The 15,430-nt window shown below is 69.6% G+C and carries 9 protein-coding genes; all 9 read left to right on the top strand.

Annotated features, from left to right (window positions below; translation table 11 throughout):
• The first annotated feature begins 29 nt into the window (after positions 1 to 29).
• Genes PCK14_RS15650 through PCK14_RS15610 form a run of 9 tightly spaced genes read left to right on the top strand, consistent with a single transcriptional unit; the run spans position 30 to position 15,343 of the window.
• Positions 30 to 1,361 (top strand): DUF58 domain-containing protein, encoded by a 1,332-nt coding sequence (locus tag PCK14_RS15650; protein WP_269939443.1) that lies wholly within the window; start codon positions 30 to 32, stop codon positions 1,359 to 1,361.
• Positions 1,358 to 3,868, top strand: a complete 2,511-nt coding sequence (locus tag PCK14_RS15645; RefSeq protein ID WP_269939442.1) for a transglutaminaseTgpA domain-containing protein — start codon at positions 1,358 to 1,360, stop codon at positions 3,866 to 3,868. The genes PCK14_RS15650 and PCK14_RS15645 overlap by 4 nt, the downstream gene beginning before the upstream one ends.
• Before the next feature lie 17 nt (positions 3,869 to 3,885).
• Entirely contained in the window at positions 3,886 to 4,752 is an 867-nt protein-coding gene (locus PCK14_RS15640; RefSeq protein WP_269939441.1) for an RDD family protein, read from the top strand.
• Positions 4,753 to 4,812: 60 nt separating this feature from the next.
• Positions 4,813 to 5,517 carry an FHA domain-containing protein gene (locus PCK14_RS15635; RefSeq protein WP_269939440.1) on the top strand — a complete coding sequence of 235 codons (705 nt, stop codon included), beginning with the start codon at positions 4,813 to 4,815 and terminating at the stop codon, positions 5,515 to 5,517.
• Positions 5,514 to 6,512 carry a PP2C family protein-serine/threonine phosphatase gene (locus PCK14_RS15630; protein ID WP_269939439.1) on the top strand — a complete coding sequence of 333 codons (999 nt, stop codon included), beginning with the start codon at positions 5,514 to 5,516 and terminating at the stop codon, positions 6,510 to 6,512. Before PCK14_RS15635 ends, PCK14_RS15630 begins: the two co-directional genes overlap by 4 nt.
• The gene (locus PCK14_RS15625) at positions 6,505 to 8,415 is read left to right on the top strand and encodes an FHA domain-containing protein (RefSeq protein ID WP_269939438.1); all 1,911 of its coding nucleotides are present in this window, start codon (positions 6,505 to 6,507) and stop codon (positions 8,413 to 8,415) included. The genes PCK14_RS15630 and PCK14_RS15625 overlap by 8 nt, the downstream gene beginning before the upstream one ends.
• Positions 8,412 to 10,151 (top strand): serine/threonine-protein kinase, encoded by a 1,740-nt coding sequence (locus PCK14_RS15620; protein WP_269939437.1) that lies wholly within the window; start codon positions 8,412 to 8,414, stop codon positions 10,149 to 10,151. Before PCK14_RS15625 ends, PCK14_RS15620 begins: the two co-directional genes overlap by 4 nt.
• A gap of 54 nt (positions 10,152 to 10,205) precedes the next feature.
• On the top strand, positions 10,206 to 10,910 hold the full coding sequence (locus PCK14_RS15615) for a hypothetical protein (protein WP_269939436.1): 705 nt from the start codon (positions 10,206 to 10,208) through the stop codon (positions 10,908 to 10,910).
• Positions 10,907 to 15,343 carry an FtsK/SpoIIIE domain-containing protein gene (locus PCK14_RS15610; RefSeq protein ID WP_269939435.1) on the top strand — a complete coding sequence of 1,479 codons (4,437 nt, stop codon included), beginning with the start codon at positions 10,907 to 10,909 and terminating at the stop codon, positions 15,341 to 15,343. The genes PCK14_RS15615 and PCK14_RS15610 overlap by 4 nt, the downstream gene beginning before the upstream one ends.
• Positions 15,344 to 15,430 lie beyond the last annotated feature (87 nt).

Raw genomic sequence — 15,430 nt, 5'->3', positions numbered from 1 at the left:
GCTTCAGCACTTTCAGCAAAAGGTAAATCATGAGCATCAAATCCAGAGCACGGAAGGCCGGGGAGTTCCTCACCCGGCCCTTCCGCCGCGACGGGGCACCCACCAGGCTGCACCCCACGTCCCTGTGGCGTGAGGCGGCCAAGGTGGCCAACATCTACGTTGGCCCCGTCTGGTCAAAGGTCGCCGCATGGACCCGCCGCTGGGTGGTGCCGGCGCTGGCTAGCATCAGCACCCTGGGCATCGTGGTCATTTCCGCGGCCCTGGTGCTGTGGATCCTCGGCGCCAGCTTCGGCTGGCAGGAGGCCAAGGTGGCGGCCCTCCTGGCCCTGGTGCTGCTGCTCATCGCCGTCGGATTCATCCTGGGCACGTCCATGTACGCGGTGAAGCTGGATTTGGCACGCACCCGCGTGGCCGTGGGCGACAACGCCGTGGGCAGCATTGCCGTGGCCAACACGTCCTCGCGCACAGTGCTGCCGGCAGCCCTGGAACTGCCCGTGGGCCAGGCCACCGCGCTGTTCCACCTGCCACGCATGAAGCCCTCGCAGGTCCACGAGGACCTGTTCACCATCCCCACCTCACGCCGCGCCGTCATCACCGTGGGCCCCGTGCGCTCCGTGCGCGCGGACCCGCTGCAACTGCTGCGCCGCCAGGTGCTGTGGACCGAACCCACCGACCTCTACGTGCACCCGCGCACCACCTCGCTCGACGGCCCGGCCGCCGGCTTCCTCAAGGACCTTGAGGGACTCACCACACGGGACCTGTCGACGTCGGACATCGCCTTCCACGCACTGCGCGACTACGTGCCGGGCGACGACCGCCGGCACATCCACTGGAAGACCACGGCCCGCACGGGCAAGCTCATGGTCCGCCAGTTTGAGGAAACGCGCCGCTCGCACATGGCCGTGGCCCTGTCGGTCAACACCGACGAGTACGAGTCGGATGACGACTTTGAGATGGCCATCTCCGCCGCGGCGTCTCTGGGCCGGCAGGCCATCAAGGAAAACCGGGAACTGAGCGTCATCACCCAGCGCGGCCCCATCCGCTGCGAAACGGGCAAAAACCTGCTCGATGACATGACCCGGCTGGAGGGCCACAGCCGCCGCGGCACCTCAGTGGACTTGGCCCGCACACTCTCCGACGCCGTGCCCAACGCCTCCGTCGTGTTCTTCGTGGTGGGTTCGAAGGTGACGCCCGCCCAGCTGCGCAGCGCGGCCGCCTCCGTGCCGCCGGGCGTGCGCGCCTTTGCCGTGCGCTGCTTCACGGGCGCACAGTCCGCCCGCGCCAACATTGCCGATCTCACCGTCCTGACCCTGGGCGAGCTGAACGATCTGGCCATAGTCCTTCGAAAGGCCGTCGCGTGAGCGCCCGCAGAAGCGCGGCAGGGCAACCGCCGCACAACCAGCCCGCCAGCCGTGCCGCCAACCGCGCGGCAAACCGCGCCGGCGGCGCCCCCGCCAGGAAGCGTTCGGCGTTCTCCGGCGGCCGCCCCTGGTGGCACTTTGCGCTCGACGGCGGCGTGCTGGCCGTGCTGCTCGGCATCGCCGTGCTCGGCTTCGGCCCCACGTTCGGCCACGACCCCGCCTACCTGCTGGCAGGCTTTGGCGCCATCATCCTGGGCCTGGGGGTGGCCGCGCTCGGTGCGCACTGGCGCCTGGGCCTGGTCACCATCTCCGGGCTGTCGCTGCTGGTGTACATGCTCTTTGGCAGCGCCCTGGCCGCCCGCGACGAGGCGGTCCTGGGGTTCCTGCCCAGCCTGGCATCGCTGCGCGGGCTGCTGTTGGGCATCATGCTCTCCTGGAAGCAATTGCTGACGCTGGCCGCACCCGTAGGCAGCAGCGTTGACGTCATGGTGGTGCCGTACCTGGCGACCTTTGTCACGGCCATTGCGGCGGGCACCCTGGCCTGGCGGGTGCGCAACGCCTACTGGGCCATGCTGCCCGTGCTGGTCCTGTTCGTCACGGCCATCATGTTCGGCACGGCCGAGCTTTTCCTGCCCGTGCTGCGCGGCTCGCTGATCACCGTCGGTGCCGTTGCCTGGCTCGCCTACCGGCATGAACTGCTGCGACGCGAAATGGCCGGTTCCATCTCCGCCAACCAGCCCGTCCAGGACAAGGCCGGTGCCCGCACCTCACTGCTGCGCCGCATCGGCATGGCCGCCGGCGTCATTGTGGTGGCCGGAGCGCTCACCATGGCCGCCGCCCCGGCACTGACCGGCAGCAACAGCCGCGAGGTGCTGCGCGACACCGTGGTCCCGCCGCCGGACCTGCACGAGCTGCCGTCGCCGCTGACCAAGTTCCGTGACTACGTCAAGAACCAGAAGGACACTGTCCTGTTCGATGCGGAAGGGCTGCCGAAGAACGGCCGGGTCCGCATCGCCGCCATGGACAACTACGACGGCGTGGTCTTCAACGTGGACCCCAACAGCTCCGCATCCTTTGCCCCCATCGGCGACCCCAAGTCGCTGGGCCACGGAGGCACCGCAGGCGGCTCCGCCGTCGGGCTTTCCATCGACGGGTACGGCGGCGTCTGGATCCCCACCGTCCAGTCACCCCAGAGCCTGAGCTACAACAGCGCCGGGGGCCAGACCCCCACGCTGTACCTGAACAAGGAATCCGGAACCGCCCTGAACCTCTCCGGCGTCGGGAAGGGCGACTCCTACTCACTGGACGTGCAGTTCCCCAACATCGACGGGAACAAGCTGGCCGGCTCCGACTTCGGCTCCGTGCGCCTGCCCAAGCTGGAAAACGTCCCGGCCGTGGTGGGCACCAAGGCCAATGACATTGTGGGCGAGGCCGACACCCCGCTGAAAAAGGTGCAGGCACTCGAGGGCGCCCTGCAGCGCGAAGGCAAGTTCAGCAACGGGCTGGAGGGGCAGGCGCCGTCCACCTCCGGCCACAGCGCCGCGCGCATCACCAAGCTGCTCAGCGGCAAGGAAATGGTGGGCGACGACGAACAGTACGCCACGGCCATGGTCCTCATGGCCCGCCACATGGGCATACCGGCACGCGTCGTCATGGGTTTCTACCTCGATGAGAAGGACCCCAACAACGGCGCCGCCAAGGTGCAGCTCAAGGGTGCCGACGTGCACGCCTGGGTGGAAGTCAACTTCGCCGGCCTGGGCTGGGTCCCCTTCAACCCGACGCCGGACAAGGACAACGTGCCCAACCCGCCGGAGCCGCAGAACGCCTCCAAGCCCAAGCCGCAGGTGCTCCAGCCCCCGCCCCCGCCGCAGGAACCGGCCGACCTTCCCCCGGACAGCGCCCCCGACGCGCTGGACACCGACGGCAAGAAGGACAAGATTGCCGGCATCCTCGGCGCAATCCTGATGATCGTGGGCGTCGCCGCCATCCCGATCCTGGTCATTGCCATCCCGCTGATCCTGGTTGTGGTGCTCAAGGCACGACGGCGCAAGCGGCGCCTGACAGCCGGGCAGCCCACCGACCGGGTGGGCGGCGGCTGGTCTGAAGTCATCAGCCTGGCCACCGACCTTGGGGCCGGCATCGACACAAACGGCACCCGCCGCGAGAGTGCCGTGGCCCTCTACGGCGCCTTCCCCGAGAGCCAGGCCACCACGGCACTGCTGGCCGAGAGGGCCGACGCCGCCATCTTCGGGCCGGGCCAGCCCACGGAGGAGGAAGTCGCCTTCTACTGGCAACACGTGGAACATTCCGTCACCGGCATGACCGGCTCGGTAGGATTCTGGAAGCGGCAGCGGGCAAAGTTCTCCCCGAGGTCGCTGCTGGCGGACGCGAAGGCGCACGCCAGGGACAAGGCACGCGGGCGCAGCCTGCGTGCCGGCGGCGAAGACAACGGCCAGGGCGGGGCGCGCATGCGCTCCCTCCTGGAGAAGTTCAAGAAGAAGTCCTAAGAAGGGTACACAAGCACATGGCGCAAAAAGCGGCCGATCCCTGCCGGAACTGCGGGGCGGCACTGGCCCCAGGGGCGGCCTTCTGCACCCTGTGCGGAACCTCGGTGGCCAACCGGGCGGCTTCCCCTGCGCCATCGACGGTGCCCCTCGGCGGGTCTGGCGGACAGGGCGGAGCAGCCGGAGCTGGCGGCTTTGCGGCGCCCGTGGCCGGCGTTCCCGGGATCATCCCGGTGGCGGCCTCTCCTGCCGCCGCGGTGCTGCCCCCCGTCCAGGTAGGCGTGGACCCGCGCATTGCCGCGGCCACGGCACTGGTGCCAGGCGGCGCGGGCCGCAGGCTTGCCGCCTGGGTCATTGACGGCCTTGTGCCCGGCATCATCCTGGGCGTTGCCGGGGGAGTGGGCGCCGCCCTCATCAAGGTGACCCCGTCCGGCAACTCACAGGTGCTGGACTTGACCTGGCTGCTGGTCCTGCTGGGGATCGGCGCGGTCCTGTCGCTGGGCTGGGCCATTTTCCAGTGGCTGTGGGAAGCCAAGACGGGCAAGACCGTGGGCAACCTGCTGCTGGGGCTGCGCACCACCAGCATGGAGGGCACCCCCGCCGGCGTGCTGGCCATCTTCCTGCGCAACTTGATCGTCTACGTCAGCTCCATTGTGCCCACCATTGGCCCGCTGCTCGTTGTGCTCTCCAACGCCTGGGACTCCAACGGCAAGGCGCAGGGCTGGCACGACAAGGTGGCACACACGCTTGTCTTCAACGTCCGCACCGGCCGCGACCCGCTGGAAACCGGCGGCATCGCCGAGCGCGCCAACTTTGTTCCGGCCGGCATGCCCGCCGTTTCACAGGTCTCCTCGCCCATGGCCCGCCCGGCCCAGGGCGCTGCCTAGGTCCCGGCACCGGCCCCGGCCCAGCCGCAGTGGGCACAGCCGGACCAGACCGTCCAGCCCGTGCAGTGGAACCAGCCGGTGCCTCCCGCGCCGGCCGCACCGGAGGCCCCTGCCCGCGGCAGCCGCCGCCGGAAGAAGGCCGAGCAGGTGGATCCCTTCGCGCCGCCGGCCGTGCAGTTCCACAACCAGCCCATCCAGTCGGGCCAGTTCAGCCCCGCCCAGCCCGGCAACGGCTTTGCCCCGCCGCCCGCCGCACCCGCGGCCCAGCCTGTTATGCAGCAGGGCCCCATCACCTCCGTGCCCGGCGTGACCCAGCCGACCCTGCCCGAACCTCCGCGTGAATTCCAGCCCCCGGCACCGGAGACGCTCGCGGCCGCGGCCCAGGCCGACGACGACGCCGGGGAAACCCGGGTCCGTCCCGTGGGCGCCCCGGTCCAGCCGCTGCGCCTGGTCTTTGACGACGGCCGCAGCGAGGACGTCGGCGCCCTGGCGCTGATCGGGCGCAACCCCGCCGGATACGATGGGGAGATGATTTCGCGCCTCATTTCCGTCCACGACACCAGCCGGTCCGTGTCCAAGACACACCTGCTGGTCCGCGCCAGCGCCGAGGGGCTGTGGGTGACCGACAGGAACTCAACCAACGGCAGCGCCATCACCAGCCCGGCAGGCGGGCGGACCGCGCTTTCCGGCGGCAGCCCGGCCCTGGCCGAGGTTGGCTCACGCGTTCACTTTGGCGACCGCTCCTTCGTGGTGGGCCGGGCATGAGCGCGGCGCAAGATTCCACGGCGTCCACAGGGGTGCGGCTGAGCTTCGGCTTCGGCACCGACCGGGGCCTGCGACGTGAACTGAACGAGGACGCCTTCCTGGCGGCTGACCCGCTGTTCGCCGTGGCCGACGGCATGGGCGGGCACGAGGCCGGCGAGGTTGCCAGCCGCGAATGCATCAAGACGCTCAGCAGCCAGGGCGTCCTGACCGCCGGCTCCCGAGCGGCCACGGCCGCCGAACTGGACCACGCCCTGCGCGAGGCAGACACACGAATCCGCGAACTGACCAACGCCCGCGCCGGCACCACCGTCAGTGGCGTGGTGCTCGTGGAGGAGCGCGGCGTGCCGTACTGGCTCGTCTTCAACGTGGGCGATTCCCGCACCTACCGCCTCAGCCAGGGAAGCTTTTCCCAGGTCAGCGTGGACCACTCCGAGGTCCAGGAACTTGTTGACGCCGGCTTCATCACGCCCGCGGAGGCCCTGACCCACCCGCGTCGCCATGTGGTCACCCGGGCCCTGGGCACCGGCTCCGACACGGAGGCCGACTTCTGGCTGGTCCCCGTCGAGGAGGGGGACCGCATCCTGGTCTGCTCCGACGGGCTCTCCGGTGAGATCAGCGACGAGCAGATCCACCGCGCACTGGGCACGCTGCGCCACCCGCAGGACGCCGTGGACTCCCTGATCCAGACGGCCCTGCGCTCCGGCGGCCGCGACAACATCACGGTTGTGGTGGTCGACGCCAGCAACGTCCACGGCAACAACAGCGGTGAAACGCTCAACACGGCGCAAATGCCCCGCGCCGGCGCCGAGGACACCCTGCCGCGCATGGATCCGGCCACGGAGCCGGTTCCCGCACAGCCCCAGGCGCCCATCCCCGTAGAGGTGCTGGAATCCATCCCGGAATCCGTCCTCAGTCCCGCAGCCACGCTGCCCGAAACGTCACCCGCGGCGCACGCCGCAGCAGCAGAGTCCCTGCACGAGGAGAATCATGGTTAGCAGCACCTACAGCACCGGTTCATGGATTGGCATTGTCCGCTCCGGCTCGGTCATCGCACTGGACGGGCGCACCGACCCGGCCATTGTCAACCACCTCTGGGACTTCCTCGGGCAGACCCCCACCATCCACGGCGTCCTGAACGAGCTGACGGAGAGCTTCGGCACCGGCCTGACCGGCATGCCCGATTTTGCGATCCTGGTCCGCAGCGACCGCCTGCACGCAATCCTGCGCGGGGACATCAGCCTCGTGGCGGCCTCGGCCGACGGCACCGACACCGTCTCCGGCCGCGACGTCACCACCTGGAGCGAGCGCTCACTGCCCCTGCCGGACTCCCTGGTCCTGACCCTGGCCGAGCCCGGCGGCAGCGCATCCCCGCGGATCCTGCCCCTTTCCGAGGCCGTGGTGTGCCTGCAGTCCCTGTCCATGGGCGCCCCCGCCGTGCCCGTCGCCATGCACGACGCCGTCACCCCCGCCGCTGCCCCCGTCACGTTCGCGGCGGAGCAGGAGCCAGATGGTCCCCTGGCCCAGGAAACGGGCCAGGACACCGAGGTGGACGGCGAAACCGGGGAACCCATTGACGACGGGCAGGACGAGGACGCCTACGCAGTGTTTGCCATGGCCGCCGAGGCAGCCGACGCCGAGTGGAACGCCCAGCTGGCACCCGTGGCCCTCCCGCAGGACGATGCCGAGGAAGACTTCGAGGAATTCACCGAACCGGAAGGCCTGGATGCCGGGGCCGAATCGGACTTGAACCTCACCATCCGCCCCTTCGAGGAGGAAGAGTCCGACGCCGGCATTGCAGCGCACGAAGCAGCCCAGGACGCATCCGCCGATGCCTCCGCGGAGCCGGACCCGGAAGGGAACGCCTTCGACGACGACCAGGAGGCAGACGCTGCAGCTGGGCAGGACGGCGTCGTCGGCACGGGTGAGGCCGCGCCGTCGGCCGAGGACGCCGCCGACAACGGCTTCACGATCAACTACGACTACTTGTTTGGCGCAACAGTGGCGCAAAGCGTCGAGTCCGCCGCCGTGCGCCTTGACGGGGAGGGCCAGCCGGAGGAGCAGGCAGCGGCGGAAGCCGCCCTGCCGCCGCTGCCCCCCATGCCGCCGGCAGCCGGGGCCGCACCCGTTGACACAGCAGCCCAGGATGAAGCCGCAGGGGAAGCGGCAGCCCAGCCGCAGGACAGCGACGGTGAATCCCTCATGATTGACTCCGTGCCGTGGGCCCGGCACGAGACCGAGCCCGGCGCGCAGACCCCGGTTGCCGGCCTTCCGGCCAGCGACGCCGTGGGCACCCAGGCTGACGCGCCGCTGGACGCACAGCCGGATGCGCCGTCGGACGCCCCCTGGGACCCCGACCACGACGGCCAGACCATCATGCGCAGCGAGCTCGACACGGACCAGCAGGCCGCCGCCGCCCATGTGGAACCTCGCCCGCCCACGGGCCCCATGGTTTTGGCACGCATGTGCCCCAACGGCCATGCCAACCCGCCCAGCCGTGCCGTGTGCTCGGACTGCGGTGCCGCCATCAACTCCGAGCCGCGTGAAGTGGGCCGCCCGCGCCTGGGCACCATGCACATTTCCAGCGGCGAGGTGGTGGAGCTGGACCATTCGCTCATCATTGGCCGCCAGCCCTCCGTCTCCCGGGTCATGGGCGGGGCCATGCCGCGCCTGGTCCAGGTCCAGAGCGGCAACGGCGACATCTCCCGCTCCCACGTGGAGGTCCGCCTCGACGGCTGGGACGTGCTCCTGGTTGACCTGAAGGCCACCAACGGCACCGTCCTGGTGCGCGAGGGCCAGCCCCCGCGCCGCCTGAGCCAGGGCGAGGAGGCAATCCTGCTCAACGGCGACATCGCCGAACTCGGCGACGGCGTGTCCCTGCTCTTTGACGGGCTGCTGTGAGCAGCAGGCGTGCACCGGCGGCGCCCCCCGCGCTGCCGGGCTACCGTTTTGTCTCCGTCCTGGGCTCGGGCGGATTCTCCGATGTGTACCTGTACGAGCAGGACCGGCCCCGGCGCAAGGTTGCCGTCAAGGTCCTCACTGCCGACCTGAAAACCGAGGGCGCCCGGGCCAGCTTTGAGTCCGAGGCCAACCTCATGGCCCAGCTCTCGGCACACCCGTACATTGTGACCATCTACGAGGCCGAAATCACCGATTCCGGCCACTCCTACCTGGCCATGGAGTACTGCTCCCGCCCCAGCCTGGACATGCAGTACCGGCAGGGCCGCTTCAGCGCCGACAGGGCACTGGAAATCGGCATCCAGGTGGCCTCGGCCGTGGAAACCGCGCACCGGGCCGGGATCGCCCACCGCGACATCAAGCCCGCCAACATCCTCATCACCGACTACAACCGCCCCGCCCTGACCGACTTTGGCATCTCGGGGACCATGGACGCCGTGCAGGAGGAAGGCGGCGGCATGTCCATCCCGTGGTCGCCCCCGGAGTCCTTCGGCACGGGTGCAACCGACGGCGTCAAGGTGGACATTTGGTCGCTCGGCGCCACCATCTACTCGCTCCTGGCCGGCCACTCACCCTTCGTGATCCCCGGTGCCGACAATTCCCAGCGCGAGCTCGTGGCCCGCATCAACGCCGCGCCCCTGCCCCGGCTGGGACGCGCCGACATCCCCGAGGCACTGGAACTGGTCCTGGCCACGGCCATGGCCAAGTCACCCAGCTCGCGCTACAGCACGGCCAAGGACTTTGCCCGTGCCCTCATGCGCATCCAGGCCGACCTGAACCTCTCCGTCACGCCCTTTGAGGTGCAGCAGGAGGTGGCAACCGCGGAGGCCCGTCCCGAGGAGCACGCCGAGGCCACCCGGGTCCGCAGCATCGTCTCGATCGACCCCGACGCCTCCACCTCCAATCCCAGCTTCCCCACGCACCGGGGCACCGTGCCCGGAACCACCGGCTCCACAGGAAACACCACGGGTCTTGTCCGCAACGGCCAGACGGTCCCCTCCCAGGCACCGGCGACGGAATCGTCAGCGCCCCAGGCAGACGGCGACACAGTGGGCGGGCCCACTGTCCGCAGCCGATTCTCCAACGTCGCCTCGCCCACCCAGTGGAACGACGCACCCGCGCCCGGCAGCCCCGCGCTGCCGTCGCCCGCGCTGGCGCCCCACGTCCTTGACACCACGCTCCAGCGCAGCGACCTCATGCCGGCCCCGCCAGCCGGATCGGTGGAAACCCACACCGGGGAAGCACAGCCGGCCCCTGCCGGCCGCAAAGGCCTGTGGCTGGGACTGGGCTCGGGGCTGGTGCTTGTGGCCGCCGTCGTGGTGGGCATTGTGGTGTTCACCAACACGGGGGCACCCAAGAACCCGGACGCGCTGCAAACCCAGGCCACCACGCCGCCGCCGGCCCTGGTCATTGGCGCGGACGTGTCCGTGCCGGCCGTGACGGATTTGACCGCCACGCCCAAGAACGGCGGCGCCGAATGGAGCTGGAGCAACCCGGACCCGCAGGAGGGCGACAAGTACCTGTGGGCCCCGGTCAGCGCCGTGGACTCGGGCGAGTTCAAGCCCACCACCGACACCAGGGTCTTTGTGGTCAACGGACCCAACGACGAGTCATGCATTGCCGTGCAGCTGGTGCGCAAGAACGGGCACACCTCGGAGGCGAGCAAGAAGTGTTCCTAGAGGCACCGACCGCCAACCGCACCACAACCGCAACACCAACAGGGGGACGCCATCATGGCTGAATTGACCATTGATTTTTGCGGCGAATGGTACGAGCCATCACCCGATGCAGTCTTCAGTATCGGCCGCGAGGGCGACATTGAGGTGGACGACAACCCGTACCTGCACAGGAAGTTCCTGGAGGTCAGCAAGTACGACGGCATCTGGTGGCTCACCAACGCCGGCACCATGCTCTCGGCCACGATTGCCGATGCCGCCGGCGGCATGCAGGCGTGGATGGCTCCGGGCGCGCGCATCCCGCTCGTGTTCAGCCAGACCAACGTGATTTTCACGGCAGGGCCCACCACCTACGAGCTGTCGGTGCACCTGGACGCGCCGTCGTTCATGTCGCAGAGCCGCGAGGAGGACGCCGCCGGGTCCACCACGATTGGCCCGGTCGTGTTCACGGCCTCGCAGAAGGCCCTCATCGTGGCCCTCGCCGAGCCCATGCTGCGGCGCGGCGGCACAGGCTTCAGCTCCATCCCGTCCTCGGCGCAGGCCGCCAAGCGGCTGGGCTGGGCGCTGACCCGCTTCAACCGCAAGCTGGACAATGTGTGCGACAAGCTGGACCGCGTGGGCGTGGTGGGCCTGCGCGGCGGCGGCGGCAAGCTGGCCACCAACCGGCGGGCGCGGCTCGTGGAGCACGCCGTCACCTCCCACCTGGTCACCCCGGATGACCTGCCCCTGCTGGACACGCAACGCGGAACGGATGATGAATGAGGATCAGGCTGACGCTGCGGCGCGGACCCCAGGCAGAGACGAACCTGGCCGTCACTGTTGACGGACTCGCCTCGGTGGGGGACATCGCCACGGAACTGTACCTGGCCGACCCCGCACGCAAGGGGGCGGCCGCGCCGCAAAACCTGTCCCTGCTCGTGGAGGAATCCATGGTGGGCGGTGTGCGCGGGCGGACCCTGCCGCCCGAGGCCAACCTGCTCGAATCCGGGCTGCGCCCGGGCGCCACGGTGTCCCTGACCCAGGTCTCCGAAAGCTTCACACTGGCCAAGGCCGAGCGCGGGCCGGCCGTTGCCACGCTGCGGGTCTTGGCCGGCCCGGACACGGGCAAGGAGTTTGCCCTGCCGGCAGGCACCAGCTACCTTGGCCGCGACTTCGACGCCGATGTGCGCCTCAGCGACCCCATGACCTCCAAGCGGCACGCCCGCATCACGGTGGGGGACACCGTGGAAATTGTGGACACCGGCTCCGCCAACGGGCTCATGATGGAGGGAACCCAGATTTCCCGTGCAGTCCTGGGCTCCTACGACGAGGTGACGCTGGGCGAAACCACCATCTCCGTCGTTGCCCTTGGCCGCGGCGCGCAGTCCGGCCCCACCGGGCCCCTCGTGGAGTTCAACCGTTCCCCGCGCGTGGTGCCGCACTTCAAGGTGGAGGAGCAGGTGGTGCCCGCCGGCCCGCAGCGGCCGCGCCGCCAGCCCTTCCCCATTGTCATGCTGATGGCCCCGATCCTGATGGGCGCCATCATGTTCGGCGTCACCAAGAGCCTGTTCAGCCTGATCTTCATGGCCATGATGCCTGTCATGATGATTGGCAGCTGGGTGGACCAGAACATGAACGTCAAGCGGGAGCTGCGGGACTCGATTGAGCAGTTCCGCGGCGCCGCGGCCGAATTCCGCCGGCAAATGACCGCCCGCCAGCAGGTGGAGCGGGCCGTGCGCCTGGCCGAAAGCCCGTCCACCGCCGAGACAGTGGACGCCATCTACAAGCTGGGCCCGCTCATGTGGACCCACCGCCCCGAGCACAGGGCGTTTTTGTCGATGCGCCTGGGCATCGGCCGCCAGCCGTCCCGCACACCCGTCAAGGCACCCAGCGACAACAACACCCTGCCCGAATACATGGCCGAGATTCAGGACCTCAAGGCCGAGTTCGAGGATATTGACGCCGTTCCCGTGGTGGCCCAGCTGCGCAACAGCGGCGCCCTGGGCGTGGCCGGACCGCGCGGCGTGGTGGACGACGTGGCCCGTGCCCTGGTGCTCCAGGCCGCCGGGCTGCACTCCCCGGCGGAGCTCGCTGTGGCCGCCATGACCTCCACCGAATCCAAGGAACGCTGGGAATGGCTGCAGTGGCTGCCGCATGTGGGCTCAGTGCACTCGCCCCTGGCAGGCGAACACCTGGCCTCGGGCCACGGCGCCGCCGGCGTGCTGCTGGCCGCCCTGGAGGACCTGCTGGTGACACGCGGGGCCAACATGAACGCCCACGGCGCCGCCCACCGCGGACCCCAGGACCCCAAGAAGGGGGAAGTGCCCCCGCCGGCCACCCCCGCCCTGCTGGTCATCATCGAGGACGACGTCAAGGCGGACCGCGCCCGGCTCACCCGCCTCGTGGAGCACGGAGCCGACGTCGGCGTGCACATCCTGTGGGTGGCCACCTCCGTGGAGGCCCTGCCCGCACCGTGCCGCGACTTTGTGCACGTTGCCGAAACCGCCACCACGGGCCAGGTCCGGCTGGGCCAGCTCACGTACCCCGTCAGCTGCGAAAGCGTTGGCGCCGAGCTGGCGGGGCAGCTGGCCCGCATGATGGCCCCCGTGGTGGACGCGGGCAAGCCGGTCGACGACGACTCCGACCTGCCGCGCAGCGTCTCCTACGTTGCCCTGGCCGGGCACGACATCGTGGAGGGCACCTCCGGGATTGCCGACCGCTGGCTGGAAAACAACTCCGTGGCCTCCCGCGCCGTGAAGAACCGCAAGCACCAGGGCTCCCTGCGTGCCCTGGTGGGTTCCAAGGGCGTGGAACCCATGTACCTGGACCTGAAGACCGAGGGCCCGCACGCCCTCGTGGGCGGCACCACCGGTGCCGGCAAGTCAGAGTTCCTGCAGGCCTGGGTGCTGGGCATGGCCGCCGCCTACAGCCCGGACCGGCTCTCCTTCCTGTTCGTTGACTACAAGGGCGGGGCCGCTTTTGCCGATTGCGTCCAGCTGCCGCACACGGTGGGCCTGGTCACCGACCTGTCCCCGCACCTGGTGCGCCGGGCGCTGACCTCGCTGCGCGCCGAACTGCACCACCGCGAGCACCTGCTCAACCGCAAGAAGGCCAAGGACCTGCTGGCCATGGAGCGTGAGGCGGACCCCGAGACGCCGCCGTCGCTCATCATTGTGGTGGACGAGTTTGCCGCGCTGGCCAAGGAGGTGCCCGAGTTTGTGGACGGCGTGGTGGATGTTGCCGCGCGCGGCCGCTCCCTGGGCCTGCACCTGATCCTGGCCACTCAGCGCCCCTCCGGCGTCATCAAGGACAGCCTGCGCGCCAACACCAACATGCGCATCGCGCTGCGCATGGCCGACGTGGACGATTCCATGGACATCCTGGGCGAAAGCACTGCCGCGTACTTCAGCCCGTCCATCCCCGGCCGCGGCGCCGCCAAGACCGGGCCCGGGCGCATCCAGGGCTTCCAGACCGGCTACGCCGGCGGCTGGACCAGCCGCACCCCGCAGCGCCCCCGGATCGACATTGTGGAGATGGACTTCGGCGCCGGCACCCCCTGGGAGCAGGAGCTTGAGGCGGTTCCCGTGGAGGAATCGGCCGGCCCGAACGACATAGCCAAGGTGGTCGCCAACATCTCCCTGGCCGCCGTCGAGCTGGGCGTCAAGCCGCCCCGCAAGCCGTGGCTGAGCGAATTGTCGGAAATTTACGACTTCTCCAAGCTGCCCACGCCGCGCACCGACGAACGCCTGCTGCTGGGTGTCATGGACGACCCCGAGCACCAGGCCCAGCCCACGGTGTTCTTCGAACCTGACAGGGACGGCAACATGGCCATCCTGGGCGCCAGCGGCTCGGGCAAGTCCGCGGCGCTGCGCACCATTGCCATCGCCGCCGCCATCACCCCGCGCGGCGGCCCCGTGCAGGTGTACGGCATCGACGCGGCCTCCAACGGCCTGCAGATGCTTGAGGTGCTCCCGCACGTGGGCGGCATCATCAACGCCGAGGATGCCGAGCGTGTGGGCCGGCTGCTGCGCCACATCCGCGGACTCATCGAGGAGCGGGCCGAGAGCTTTGCGCAGGTCAAGGCCGGCAGCATCGCCGAATACCGCCGCCTGGCCAACAAGCCCGCCGAGCCCCGCATCATCCTCATGGTGGACGGCCTGGCCGCCTTCCGTGAACTGTACGAGTTCCGCACCGGCATGAACCAGTTCGAGACCCTGCAGCAAATCGCCACCGACGGCCGTCCCATGGGCATCCACCTTGTCATTGCCGGTGACAGCCCGAAGTCGCTGCCGGCGTCGTTGGCGTCCTCCGTGCAGCGCCTGCTGGTGCTGCGCCTGGCCACGGCCGAGGACTACTCCAACCTGGGCCTGCCGCGCGACGTGCTCACGGCCGCCTCGCCCCCCGGGCGCGGCATGGTGGACGGCGGCGAAATCCAGATGGCCATCTTCGGCGGCACCTCCAACCTGGCCCTGCAGGCGCGCCAAGTGGCCAGCCTGGCCGAGACCATGCGCCGCCAGGGCGTGCCGGAGGCCCCGCGCATGGAGTCGCTGCCGGAGCTGCTGGATCTGGACGTGCTGCCCGCGGCAACGCCGGGACACGTCATGATCGGCGTGGACGACCACAACCTGGAACCGGCCGGGCTGCCGGCCACCGGCGCGCTCATGCTCACCGGACCGCCGTCGTCCGGGCGCACCACGGCCCTGGTCACGCTCGCCGAGGCACTGAAACGTTCGACGCCGGGCACCCGGCGCGTGTACTTCGGCTCGCGTCGCTCGGCCGTGGCGAACCTGCCGGTCTGGGACGAGGCCATCGTCACCGCCGGCGCGCTTGAACCGCAGCTCCAGCGCTTCATCGACCTCGTGGAGAGTGAGAGCGAGCCCGTGGCCTTCTTCATCGAGGGCGTCACCGAGTTTGCCGACTCCGAGGCCGAGATGGACCTGGTCAACCTCATCAAGGCCGCCGTGAAGGCGAACCTGTTTGTGGTGGGCGAGGCCGAGACCTCCACCTGGTCCGGCGCCTGGAGCCTGTCCGGGCTGTTCAAGGCCGGCCGCCGCGGCCTGCTCATGAACCCCAGCGACATTGAGGGCGACACCCTGATGAACACCTCGCTGGGCCGCGTGAACCACAACAAGTTCATCCCCGGCCGCGGCTATGTGGTGGGTCGAGGCAAGGCATTCAAGCTGCAGGTGGCCAACACCATGGACCACGCGCGGTAACGGGTGGGTAGATGTGCCCATCGCCCTGCGCGGCGGGTGTTGTTAGATTGATTTCAGTAGCCCGGTTGGAATCACCGGCGGGCCCCA

The organism is Arthrobacter sp. HY1533, from assembly GCF_027568515.1.
Taxonomy (GTDB): Bacteria; Actinomycetota; Actinomycetes; order Actinomycetales; family Micrococcaceae; genus Specibacter.
The sequence above is the reverse complement of the archived record's forward strand: the minus strand, read 5'-3'. Positions and strand labels throughout refer to the sequence as shown.